This window comes from Streptomyces sp. NPDC018610 (assembly GCF_044391765.1).
GTDB lineage: Bacteria > Actinomycetota > Actinomycetes > Streptomycetales > Streptomycetaceae > Streptomyces.
In genome coordinates this window covers 53,531-65,205 of record NZ_JBISAL010000020.1, presented here as the reverse complement: position 1 = coordinate 65,205, position 11,675 = coordinate 53,531, and the positions used below count along the sequence as shown (strand labels likewise).

11 protein-coding genes are annotated in these 11,675 nt (G+C 70.7%); 3 read left to right on the top strand and 8 right to left on the bottom strand.

The genetic code is table 11. From position 1 onward, the window contains the following. Positions 1 to 246: 246 nt before the first annotated feature. The 3 genes from ACH5A8_RS34250 to thyX all read right to left on the bottom strand — a co-directional run bounded on the left by ACH5A8_RS34250 (position 247) and on the right by thyX (position 3,985). On the bottom strand, positions 247 to 1,932 hold the full coding sequence (locus ACH5A8_RS34250) for a ribonuclease J (protein WP_399007897.1): 1,686 nt from the start codon (positions 1,930 to 1,932) through the stop codon (positions 247 to 249). Positions 1,933 to 2,130: 198 nt separating this feature from the next. Then, positions 2,131 to 3,030, bottom strand: a complete 900-nt coding sequence (gene dapA, locus ACH5A8_RS34245) for a 4-hydroxy-tetrahydrodipicolinate synthase (RefSeq protein ID WP_399007896.1) — start codon at positions 3,028 to 3,030, stop codon at positions 2,131 to 2,133. A gap of 214 nt (positions 3,031 to 3,244) precedes the next feature. Next, complete coding sequence (gene thyX / locus ACH5A8_RS34240; protein ID WP_399007895.1) at positions 3,245 to 3,985, bottom strand: FAD-dependent thymidylate synthase; 741 nt, start codon at positions 3,983 to 3,985, stop codon at positions 3,245 to 3,247. A 213-nt stretch (positions 3,986 to 4,198) separates the two neighbouring features. Between thyX and ACH5A8_RS34235 the strand changes: the two genes are divergently transcribed. Together ACH5A8_RS34235 and ACH5A8_RS34230 are read left to right on the top strand one after the other, a co-directional pair. Then, entirely contained in the window at positions 4,199 to 4,432 is a 234-nt protein-coding gene (locus ACH5A8_RS34235) for a hypothetical protein (protein ID WP_399007894.1), read from the top strand. Between the two features lie 101 nt (positions 4,433 to 4,533). Then, positions 4,534 to 5,088: a hypothetical protein gene (locus ACH5A8_RS34230; protein ID WP_399007893.1), complete on the top strand. Its 555-nt coding sequence runs from the start codon at positions 4,534 to 4,536 to the stop codon at positions 5,086 to 5,088. A gap of 356 nt (positions 5,089 to 5,444) precedes the next feature. Here ACH5A8_RS34230 and ACH5A8_RS34225 read toward each other — a convergent pair whose 3' ends face one another. The 5 genes from ACH5A8_RS34225 to rpsO form a co-directional block, all read right to left on the bottom strand. Further along, positions 5,445 to 5,900 carry a hypothetical protein gene (locus ACH5A8_RS34225; RefSeq protein ID WP_399007892.1) on the bottom strand — a complete coding sequence of 152 codons (456 nt, stop codon included), beginning with the start codon at positions 5,898 to 5,900 and terminating at the stop codon, positions 5,445 to 5,447. Positions 5,901 to 5,914: 14 nt separating this feature from the next. Then, complete coding sequence (gene dapB, locus ACH5A8_RS34220; RefSeq protein WP_399007891.1) at positions 5,915 to 6,667, bottom strand: 4-hydroxy-tetrahydrodipicolinate reductase; 753 nt, start codon at positions 6,665 to 6,667, stop codon at positions 5,915 to 5,917. Between the two features lie 60 nt (positions 6,668 to 6,727). Next, complete coding sequence (locus tag ACH5A8_RS34215; RefSeq protein WP_399007890.1) at positions 6,728 to 8,107, bottom strand: M16 family metallopeptidase; 1,380 nt, start codon at positions 8,105 to 8,107, stop codon at positions 6,728 to 6,730. Next, the gene (locus ACH5A8_RS34210; protein WP_399007889.1) at positions 8,104 to 10,323 is read right to left on the bottom strand and encodes a polyribonucleotide nucleotidyltransferase; all 2,220 of its coding nucleotides are present in this window, start codon (positions 10,321 to 10,323) and stop codon (positions 8,104 to 8,106) included. The genes ACH5A8_RS34215 and ACH5A8_RS34210 overlap by 4 nt, the downstream gene beginning before the upstream one ends. Before the next feature lie 343 nt (positions 10,324 to 10,666). Continuing rightward, positions 10,667 to 10,954, bottom strand: coding sequence for a 30S ribosomal protein S15 (gene rpsO / locus ACH5A8_RS34205; RefSeq protein WP_004982702.1), 288 nt, complete (start codon positions 10,952 to 10,954; stop codon positions 10,667 to 10,669). A gap of 283 nt (positions 10,955 to 11,237) precedes the next feature. Here rpsO and ACH5A8_RS34200 point away from each other — a divergent pair, with 283 nt between their 5' ends. Next, complete coding sequence (locus ACH5A8_RS34200) at positions 11,238 to 11,531, top strand: DUF397 domain-containing protein (RefSeq protein ID WP_399007888.1); 294 nt, start codon at positions 11,238 to 11,240, stop codon at positions 11,529 to 11,531. Positions 11,532 to 11,675: the final 144 nt, after the last annotated feature.

Here is an 11,675-nt window from a genome sequence, read left to right as displayed (position 1 = left end):
CTTGCGTTTCCGACTCTATCAGATCTTTCCGATCCGATTTCCTCGGTGCTTTCCAGGTTCTCGCTTTCGCGTTTCCCTTTCCGGCGGTTCCGACTTTATCAGAGATCCTGAGTCGGATTTCCCGCCCCTCCGGGAGAGTCCCTCGGAACGCACGAGGCGTCCGGGTTCCCGTCCGGGCGGAGCCGTAAACGTACTGGAGCGGGGCGCCCCGATGCAAATCGAGGCGCCCCGCTGCCGGTTGGAGCGTCAGACCTCCACGACGACCGGGAGGATCATCGGCCGGCGCCGGTAGGTGTCCGAGACCCATTTCCCCAGCGTGCGGCGGATGAGCTGCTGCAGCTGGTGGGAGTCGGCGATGCCCTCCTGCGCGGACTTCTCCAGGGACTCCCGGATCTTCGGGATGACCGCGCCGAAGGCCGAGTCCTCGATGCCGGAGCCGCGTGCCTGGATGTGCGGGCCGCCGGTGACCTTGCCGGTGGTGGAGTCCACCACCACGAAGACCGAGATGATGCCCTCGTCGCCGAGGATCTTGCGGTCCTTGAGCGCGGGCTCGCCCACGTCGCCGACGGAGAGCCCGTCGACGTACACGTAACCGGCCTGCACCTTGCCGGAGATCTTGGCCTTGCCCTCGACGAGGTCGACGGTGACGCCGTCCTCGGCGATGACGATCCGGTCGTGCGGAACGCCGGTCATCGCACCGAGCTCGGCGTTGGCGCGCAGGTGGCGCCACTCGCCGTGGACCGGCATCAGGTTCCTCGGGCGGCAGATGTTGTAGAAGTACAGCAGCTCGCCGGCCGAGGCGTGGCCCGAGACGTGCACCTTGGCGTTGCCCTTGTGGACGACGTTGGCGCCCCAGCGGGTGAGGCCGTTGATGACCCGGTACACCGCGTTCTCGTTGCCCGGGATCAGCGACGACGCGAGGATCACCGTGTCGCCCTCGACGATGCGGATCTGGTGGTCCCGGTTGGCCATGCGGGACAGCGCCGCCATCGGCTCGCCCTGCGACCCCGTGCAGACCAGGACCACCTCGTGGTCGGGCAGGTCGTCGAGCGTGCGGACGTCCACCACCAGGCCCGGCGGGACCTTCAGGTAGCCGAGGTCCCGGGCGATGCCCATGTTGCGGACCATGGAACGGCCGACGAAGGCGACCCGGCGGCCGTACTCGTGGGCGGCGTCCAGGATCTGCTGGATGCGGTGGACATGGCTGGCGAAGCTCGCCACGATGATCCGCTTGCGGGCGCCGGCGAAGACCTGGCGCAGCACCCCCGAGATGTCCCGCTCGTGCGGGGTGAACCCGGGGACCTCGGCGTTCGTGGAGTCGGTGAGGAGGAGGTCGATGCCCTCCTCGCTCAGCCGGGCGAAGGCGTGCAGGTCGGTGAGACGGTTGTCCAGCGGGAGCTGGTCCATCTTGAAGTCGCCGGTGTGCACCACCATGCCGGCCGGGGTGCGGATGGCGACGGCCAGCGCGTCCGGGATGGAGTGGTTGACCGCGACGAACTCGCAGTCGAAGGGGCCGATGCGCTCCCGGTTGCCCTCGGCGACTTCGAGGGTGTACGGCCGGATGCGGTGCTCCTGGAGCTTGGCCTCGATGAGGGCCAGCGTCAGCTTGGAGCCGATCAGGGGGATGTCCGGCTTCTCCCGCAGGAGGTAGGGGACGCCGCCGATGTGGTCCTCGTGGCCGTGGGTGAGGACGATGCCCTCGATGTCGTCGAGGCGGTCCCGGATGGACGAGAAGTCCGGAAGGATCAGATCGATTCCGGGCTGCTCCTCCTCGGGGAAGAGCACTCCGCAGTCGACGATCAGCAGCCGGCCGCCGTACTCGAAGACCGTCATGTTGCGGCCGATCTCGCCGAGACCGCCGAGCGGAGTGACGCGCAGGCCGCCGTCGGCGAGCGGCGGAGGCGGAGCGAGTTCAGGATGCGGATGACTCAAAAGACCCTCCTCACCACACGCGCCACGTACCGGTGGGCACGTGGCGCGCGTGACGTTCGTGCAGAAGCAGTTGTCGTTGTGGGGTGCGGGCACCGGTGGCCCGCCGTATTCAGTTGGCTGTTCGGTTGTGGAGCCCGGTTCCCGGCGGGGCGCCGAGGGGGTCCGGGCGGTGCGAGGCGAACTCGCGAAGTCTTGTTGTCAGAGCTGTACCCCGCCGGCGGCAAGATCGATCTTGAGCTGCTCGGTCTCCTCGACGGTGAGCTCGACCATCGGCAGCCGCAGCGGTCCGCCGGGCAGTCCCCGCAGGGCCAGGGCGGCCTTGGTGGTCATGACGCCCTGGGTGCGGAACATGCCCGTGTAGACGGGCAGCAGCTTCTGGTGGATCTCGGTGGCCTTCTGCACGTCGCCGGAGGTGTACGCCTCGATGAGGGCGCGCAGGTCCGGGGTGACGACGTGGCCGACGACGGAGACGAAGCCGACCGCGCCCACGGAGAGCAGCGGCAGGTTCAGCATGTCGTCGCCGGAGTACCAGGCGAGACCGGATCGGGCGATGGCCCAGCTCGCGCGGCCGAGGTCGCCCTTGGCGTCCTTGTTGGCGACGATCCGCGGGTGCTCGGCCAGGCGGACGATGGTCTCGGTGTTGATCGGGACGCCGCTGCGGCCGGGGATGTCGTAGAGCATGACCGGCAGGCCGGTCGCGTCGGCGACGGCCGTGAAGTGCCGGTACAGGCCCTCCTGTGGGGGCTTGTTGTAGTACGGCGTGACGGTCAGCAGGCCGTGCGCGCCGGCCTGCTCGGCGGCGCGGGCCAGTTCGACGCTGTGGTGGGTGTCGTTGGTGCCGACGCCGGCGACGACGTGGGCGCGGTCTCCGACGGCCGCCACGACCGCGCGTACGAGGTCCGATTTCTCCGCATCGCTGGTGGTGGGGGACTCGCCGGTGGTGCCGTTGACGACCAGGCCGTCGTTGCCTGCGTCCACCAGATGGGCGGCGAGCCGCTGCGCGCCGTCGAGGTCGAGTGCGCCGTCCGCCGTGAAGGGCGTGACCATGGCGGTGAGGACCCGCCCGAAGGGGGTCTGCGGAGTGGAGGTCGGAGCCATGGGTAACACGCTACTCGTTGCTCAGGGCGGGGTCTGCCCTCGGGGCGGGCGACAAGTCGTGACAAAGATGGAGCCCGGCACTGCCTGCTCGGGGGTTCAAGCAGTGCCGGGTCCGTTCGATCAGGCTAGATGAACTTCCACAAAGGCCGCAATACGGACACTTCGCGAGGCTGATGCGTACATCAGTGCCTGGGGAGACGGGCGGCGCGCGAGGTCACGGCGCGACGCGGCCGTTGGCGTTGAACGCGGCGTGGGTGAGCGGCATGAGCCCCGCCCACGCGGCCTCCATCTTCTCGCCCACCATCTCGATCTCCCGCTGCGGGAAGGACGGCACCTTCGCCAGCTCGTGCTGGGTGCGCAGGCCGAGGAAGTGCATCAGCGAGCGGGCGTTGCAGGTGGCGTACATCGAGGAGAACAGGCCCACGGGGAGCACCGAGCGGGCGACCTCGCGGGCGACGCCGGCGGCGAGCATCTCCTGGTACGCCTCGTACGCCTGCCGGTAGGAGTCCTCCATCACCCGGCCGACCAGCTCCTGCTGGCCCTGGGTGCCCTCGACGAAGCGGTACTTGCCGGGGCGGCCCTCCTGGACCAGCTTGCGGGCGGCGTCGGGGACGTAGAAGACCGGCTGGAGCTCGCGGTAGCGGCCCGACTCCTCGTTGTACGACCAGCCGACGCGGTGGCGCATGAACTCGCGGAAGACGAAGATCGGGGCGCTGATCAGGAACGTCATCGAGTTGTGCTCGAAGGGGCTGCCGTGGCGGTCCCGCATCAGGTAGTTGATCAGGCCCTTGGAGCGCTCCGGGTCCTTGTCCAGCTCCTCCAGGGACTGCTCGCCGACGGTCGAGACACGGGCCGCGAACAGGACGTCGGCGTCCGACGCGGTGTGCTTGACCAGCTCGACGGTGACGTCGCTGCGGAAGCTGGGTTTCAGGTCGTCGGCGGGGGTGTCGGTCACGGCTCGGAGGGTCCTTCCATCACGTCTGGCGGGCGGCGCCCACTCTACGGCCCGGCTCTGACATCAGGGCGTTCGGTGCCGGGCCGCGACAACTTCGGTGAAGATCGATGAATTCGGGGAAAGCGGGCACCTTCGGGGACACTCGTGCGTCTGTATGGGTGAGACACCCCAGTTCGACCCCTGATCCGACCCCCGAAGGGAGCCGTACCTCCGATGTTCCGTCGGCGCGAGCCCGTCCCGTTCGCCTTCGTCGCCGAGGCGGACAGGTTCCGCAGCAATGTCGCTCCCCCGCCCCGCCGGCGGGCCTCCGCCGGTGAGATGGCCGGGCGCTGCCTGCTCGGCCTGACCATCGTCGCGGGCCTCGTGGGCTCCCTTGTCCTCGGGCTGCCCGCGTTGTCGACCAGTCACTCTCCGGCGCAGACGCAGCAGGCCTCCCACGACCGCTGACGGCACCGCCCACCCCCTTGGACCCCCGTGGGTGGTGGGCGGGGACACGGGCGGATAGCCTCACCGGGCACAGCCCCGTGTGGAACGAGTGAGGACCCGCCGTGCCCCTGCCCTTCCTGACGGCCGACCGCGCCTTCGACGCGGCGGACGACGTCGCGCTGCCGTTCGACGACCGTGAGCGCTGGCGCCGCCCCTACCGGCCCGGTCCCTGGCGGGTGGGCGTGGCCGCGCTGGCGCTGCTGCTCGCCTCGTTCGTGCTGTTCGCCGCGGTGGTGATCGCGCTCACCGGCGGGTTCTCCTCCGCCGGGGCCTGCTTCGCCGTCGCCCTGGCCGTCATCGCGTGCGCCCTGCGTGTGCTGCGCATGGGCGTGTGGGTCGGGGCGCGGGGGCTGCGCCATGTGCGGTTCCTCATCACCCGTACGACGCCGTGGGCCCAGGTCGTCAGCGTACGGACCGTGCAGCAGCCGGTGCGCTGGCTGGGGCTGCCGCGCACGGTGCAGGGACAGGCGCTGCTGCTCGCGCGCAGGGGTCGGTCCTCCGAGGCCGTGCCGCCGCTGCTGACCACGCACGACGCCGACTTCCTGGGCCGGCTCCCGGCCTTCGACCGGGCGACGGACGCGGTGGAGGCGTGGGCGGAGGAGAACCGCCCGCGGTGAGGGCGGCCCGGGCGCCGGCCCGGCGTCCGTTCCGCCTCGGGGCCGCTCGTCGCCGCCCCGCGCGTCCGCCCTCCCCCTGACCGTCCGTCCGCGGCTCCGGTGGCCGCGTCCATGGCCGTGGGCGCCCGGGGGGGGGGCCCCCGGGGGGGGGGGGGGCCCCCCCCGGGGGGGCGGGGGGGGGGGCCGCCGGCGCGGCCCGCCCGCGGGCGGCGGGCACGGCCCCGCTCGCCGCCGCCCCGCGCGTCGGCCCGCCCCCTGCCCGTCGGCCCCGGGCGCCGGTGGCCGCGTCCTTGGCCGGCCACGCCTGTGGGGCCGACCGCTGTGCGCGGTCGGCCCCACAGGCGTGCACGGGGACGTCAGGCGGCCGGGACCGGCCTGCCGTCGTGCAGGGCGATCGCCCGCTGCATCGCCTTGCGGGCGCGCGCGGTGTCGCGGGCGTCGTGGTAGGCGATCGCGAGCCGGAACCAGGTGCGCCAGTCCTCGGGGGCGGCCTCCGTCTCGGCCTTGCGCCGGGCGAAGACCTCGTCGGCCGAGTCGCGGTCGATGCGCCCGCTGGGCGTGCGCCTGAGATCGTCGACGGGCAGGCCGCCCTCGGCGTCGAGTTCGGAGGCGAGCTGGTTGGCCCTGCGGACGAACTGGGTGTTCTTCCACAGGAACCACAGGCCGATGACCGGCAGGATCAGCACGGCGACCCCGAAGGTGACCGTGACGAACGTGCCGGACTGGATGAGCATGACGCCGCGGCTGCCGACCAGGACGAAGTAGAAGACCAGGACGGCGGCCGTGACGAGATAGGTGATCTTCGCGCGCATGAGGGGGCTCGGGCTCAGTTCAGGTCGAGGAAGTTCTCCAGGCCGAAGGTCAGGCCGGGAGTGGTCACCACGCGGCGCGCGCCGAGCAGGATGCCCGGCATGAAGCTGCTGTGGTGGAGCGAGTCGTGGCGGACGGTGAGCGTCTCGCCCTCGGCGCCCAGCAGGACCTCCTGGTGGGCGAGGAGGCCGCGCAGGCGCACGGAGTGCACCGGGACGCCGTCGACGTCGGCGCCTCGGGCGCCCTCCAACGCCGTCGCGGTGGCGTCCGGCGCCGGGGCCGTGCCGGCCTTCGCACGCGCCTCGGCGATGAGCTGGGCGGTGCGGGTGGCGGTGCCGCTGGGGGCGTCGACCTTGCCCGGGTGGTGCAGCTCGACGACCTCGACGGACTCGAAGTAGGGCGCGGCGATCTGCGCGAACTTCATGGTCAGCACGGCGCCGATGGAGAAGTTCGGGGCGATGAGCACCCCGGTCTCCGGGGAGTGGGCCAGCCACCCCGTCAGCTGCGCGAGCCGTTCCTCGGTCCAGCCGGTGGTGCCGACGACCGCGTGGATGCCGTTGCTCACGCAGTAGTCGAGGTTGGCCATGACCGAGTCCGGCGTGGTCAGCTCGACGGCGACCTGGGCGCCGTTGTCGGCGAGGGCCTCCAGCGACTCGCCGCGGCCGAGGGCGGCCACCAGTTCCATGTCCTCGGCGGCCTCGACGGCCCGTACCGCCTCGGAACCGATCCGGCCCTTGGCACCGAGGACCGCCACGCGCAGCTTGCTCATCTCTTGCTTCCTTAGACCGGAGGGGGACTCGGACCGGGCCGGATCGCACGGCCCGCGCGGTCAGGCGACCGCGTCGTGCAGGCGTGCGGCCTGTTTGTCCTTGAGCGGGCCGATGACCGACAGCGACGGGCGCTGTCCCAGGATGTCGCGGGCGACGGCGCGGACCTCGTCCGGGGTGACAGCCGCTATCCGGGCCAGCATGTCGTCGACGGAGATCTGCTCGCCCCAGCACAGTTCGCTCTTGCCGATACGGTTCATCAGCGCACCGGTGTCCTCCAGACCGAGGACGGTGGAGCCCTGGAGCTGGCCGATGGCGCGGGCGATCTCGTCGTCGGGCAGGCCGTTGTCGGCGACGTGGTCGAGTTCGTCGCGGCAGATGCGCAGCACGTCGTGGACCTGGCTCGGGCGACAGCCGGCGTAGACGCCGAACAGGCCGCAGTCGGCGAAGCCGGAGGTGTAGGAGTACACGCTGTAGGCCAGACCGCGCTTCTCCCGGACCTCCTGGAAGAGGCGGGAGGACATGCCTCCGCCGAGGGCCGTGTTGAGGACGCCGAGGGCCCAGCGGCGGTCGTCGGTGCGGGCGAGTCCGGGCATGCCGAGGACGACGTGCGCCTGTTCGGTGCGGCGGCCCTGGAGTTCCACCCGGCCGGCGGTGCGCAGGCTGCGGCGTCCGTCGCGCGGGGCGATGGGGGCGGCCTCGGCGTTCCTGAAGGCGCCGGCCTTCTCGAAGGCGGCGCGCACCCGGCGGACGACCTTGTTGTGGTCGACGTTTCCGGCGCAGGCGACCACGAGGTGGGTGGGGTCGTAGTGCTTCTTGTAGAAGCGGCGGATGCGGTCGGCGTTGAGCGCGTTGACCGTGTCGACGGTGCCGAGGACGGGGCGGCCGAGGGGGCTGTCGCCGAACATGGTGTGCGCGAACAGGTCGTGCACGCAGTCGCCCGGGTCGTCCTCGGTCATGGCGATCTCTTCGAGGATCGCGCCGCGCTCGACGTCGACGTCCTCCTCGCGGATCAGCGAGCCGGTGAGCATGTCGCAGACCACGTCGATGGCGAGCGGCAGGTCGGTGTCGAGCACGCGCGCGTAGTAGCACGTGTACTCCTTGGCCGTGAACGCGTTCATCTCGCCGCCGACGGCGTCGATGGCGGAGGAGATGTCCAGGGCGGAGCGCTCGGAGGTGCCCTTGAAGAGCAGGTGCTCCAGGTAGTGCGTGGCACCGCCCAGCGCCGGGGTCTCGTCGCGGGAGCCGACGTGCGCCCAGATGCCGAAGGTGGCGGAGCGGACGGAGGGCAGGGTCTCGGTGACGATGCGCAGGCCGCCCGGGAGGGTGGTCTTGCGGACGGTGCCGATGCCGTTCATGCCCTTGACGAGGGTTTGGGTACGGGCGACGGCCCGCGCCTCCGAGGAGGTGCGGGCCGTCGCCTGCGAGCTACGGGACGTCACTTGGCGGCGTCGTCCTTCTGCTCTTCGTCGCCCTCTTCACCCTCGATCACGGGGACCAGGGAGAGCTTGCCGCGGGAGTCGATCTCGGCGATCTCGACCTGGACCTTCTGGCCCACGCCGAGGACGTCCTCGACGTTCTCCACGCGCTTGCCGCCGGCGAGCTTGCGGATCTGCGAGATGTGCAGCAGACCGTCCTTGCCGGGCAGCAGGGAGACGAAGGCGCCGAACGTGGTCGTCTTGACGACCGTGCCCAGGTAGCGCTCGCCGACCTCGGGCATCGTCGGGTTGGCGATGCTGTTGATCGTGGTGCGGGCGGCCTCGGCGGACGGGCCGTCGGCGGCGCCGATGTAGATGGTGCCGTCGTCCTCGATGGTGATCTCGGCGCCGGTGTCCTCCTGGATCTGGTTGATCATCTTGCCCTTGGGGCCGATGACCTCGCCGATCTTGTCGACCGGGATCTTCACGGTGATGATCCGCGGCGCGTTGGGGGACATCTCGTCCGGCGTGTCGATCGCTTCCATCATCACGTCGAGGATGTGGAGGCGGGCGTCACGGGCCTGCTTGAGGGCGGCGGCCAGGACGGAGGCGGGGATGCCGTCCAGCTTGGTGTCGAGCTGGAGGGCGGTCACGAACTCCTTGGTGCCGGCGACCTTGAAGTCCATGTCGCCGAAGGCGTCCTCGGCACCGAGGATGTCGGTGAGGGTGACGTAGTGCGTCTCGCCCTCGATCTCCTGGGAGATCAGGCCCATGGCGATGCCGGCGACCGGGGCCTTCAGGGGCACACCGGCGTTCAGCAGCGACATGGTGGAGGCGCAGACCGAGCCCATGGACGTCGAGCCGTTGGAGCCGAGGGCCTCGGACACCTGGCGGATCGCGTAGGGGAACTCCTCGCGCGTGGGCAGCACCGGCACGAGGGCGCGCTCGGCGAGGGCGCCGTGGCCGATCTCGCGGCGCTTGGGGGAGCCGACGCGGCCGGTCTCGCCGGTGGAGTACGGCGGGAAGTTGTAGTTGTGCATGTAGCGCTTGCGGGTCACCGGGGAGAGGGTGTCCAGCTGCTGCTCCATGCGGAGCATGTTGAGGGTGGTGACGCCCAGGATCTGGGTCTCGCCACGCTCGAACAGCGCCGAGCCGTGCACGCGCGGGATGGCCTCGACCTCGGCGGCCAGCGTGCGGATGTCGGTGACACCGCGGCCGTCGATGCGCTTCTTCTCCTTGATGACGCGCTCGCGGACCAGGGTCTTGGTCAGCGAACGGTACGCGGCGGAGATCTCCTTCTCGCGGCCCTCGAACTCCGGCAGCAGCTTCTCGGCGGCCAGGCCCTTGACGCGGTCGAGCTCGGCCTCGCGCTCCTGCTTGCCGGCGATGGTGAGCGCCTGGGCCAGCTCGGGGCGGACCGCGGCGGTCAGCGCCTCCAGGACGTCGTCCTGGTAGTCGAGGAAGATCGGGAACTCGCCGGTCGGCTTGGCGGCCTTGGCGGCGAGGTCCGACTGGGCCTTGCAGAGGACCTTGATGAAGGGCTTCGCGGCCTCGAGACCGGCGGCGACGACCTCCTCGGTGGGGGCCTCGGCGCCGCCCTTGACCAGCTGGATGGTCTTGTCGGTGGCCTCGGCCTCGACCATCATGATCGCGACGTCGCCGTCCTCCAGGACGCGGCCGGCGACCACCATGTCGAAGACGGCGTCCTCGAGCTCGGTGTGCGTCGGGAAGGCGACCCACTGGCCGTTGATCAGCGCGACGCGGACGCCGCCGATCGGGCCGGAGAAGGGCAGGCCGGCCAGCTGCGTGGACGCGGACGCGGCGTTGATCGCGACGACGTCGTACAGGTGGTCGGGGTTGAGCGCCATGACCGTGCAGACGACCTGGATCTCGTTGCGCAGGCCCTTCTTGAAGGACGGGCGCAGCGGGCGGTCGATCAGGCGGCAGGTGAGGATGGCGTCCTCGGAGGGGCGGCCCTCGCGGCGGAAGAAGCTGCCGGGGATCTTGCCGGCGGCGTACATCCGCTCCTCGACGTCCACCGTGAGGGGGAAGAAGTCGAGCTGGTCCTTGGGGTTCTTGGAAGCGGTGGTGGCCGACAGCACCATGGTGTCGTCGTCCAGGTACGCCACGGCGGAGCCGGCGGCCTGCTTGGCCAGGCGGCCCGTCTCGAAGCGGATGGTGCGGGTGCCGAAGGAGCCGTTGTCGATGACGGCCTCGGCGTAGTGGGTCTCGTTCTCCACTAGCGTTTTCTCCGTTACTTGTCGTCTTTCGTCCCGCCTCGCCCGTGTGGCGGGGGGACGGTGGCGGAGAAGCGCTCCGTCTGGTGCGGGCCGGTCTTCGATCGAAGCACCCGGGGCCTGTTCGCCCGGGGGCCACTACCGAGGACCGGCGGCGGCGAGGTGCGCTCCTCCTCGTGGTGCCTGATAGGCCCTACCCACTGTGGGTGGGCGCTATCACGCTGTGTCATGCGTATCGCGTTCTGCTACCACAGTACAAAGCGGCGGTGACACTCCGCACGTTTGTGCATGTACGGCAAAGGGAGCGGTCCCCTTTTGCTGTGGGGCCCGCTCCCTTCACGGCGTCTTACTTGGCGCCCGCCGCACCACGGCGGATGCCGAGGCGGTCGACCAGCGCACGGAAGCGCTGGATGTCCTTCTTCGCCAGGTACTGCAGCAGGCGGCGGCGCTGACCGACCAGGATCAGCAGGCCACGACGGCTGTGGTGGTCGTGCTTGTGGGTCTTGAGGTGCTCGGTCAGGTCGGAGATCCGACGGGACAGCAGAGCGACCTGGACCTCGGGGGAGCCGGTGTCACCCTCCTTGGTACCGAACTCGGAGATGATCTGCTTCTTCGTAGCGGCGTCGAGCGACACGCGTACTCCTCATGGTCTGGAAATGGCCACCGAGTGCCCCCGGTCTTCATCTCGGGAGAGCTTCCGGTACTCGGGAGGCGGGGATCCGCTGGGCGCGGCCTCCAGGCCTCGCAGGGCTAGCTGCCAGGGCTCCGGGGGTGCGTACACAAACGGCCGTCACTCAGGGTACCAGGCTGTGGCGGTGGGGTTTCCCCGGGTTCGCGGACCGCCCTGCCGCGGCCGTCCCGGCGGCTAGGGTGAGCGCCGGCACGAAGTACGGACGTCTGGAAGGGGTCGCTGCGTCATGGCGGAGACGGAAGCGGAGATCAAGGCCCGCAAGGAGCGCGAGCGGGACGAGCTGTACGCCCTCGACATCTCGGGTGTGGAGTGGCACGGCGCGCCGGGCACCGAGGCGCACGAGGAGCGCGTGGAGATCGCCTACCTGCCGGACGGCGCCGTGGCCATGCGCTCCTCCCTGGACCACGACACGGTGCTGCGCTACACCGAGGCCGAGTGGCGGGCGTTCGTGCTGGGGGCGCGGGACGGCGAGTTCGACCTGGAGCCGGCGCCGCAGGACGGGGAGAGCGCCGCTCGGTGAGCGGCGTACGGAGGTGACGAAGAGGGGCGGCACGCGCGCGTGCCGCCCCCCCACGGTCCGCGTGGCGCGGCCCCCGCCCCCCCCCAGCCCCCCCGGGCGGGCGGAAACCCGGGGCAAGCCCCCACCGGTTTTTTAGAAAAGCAA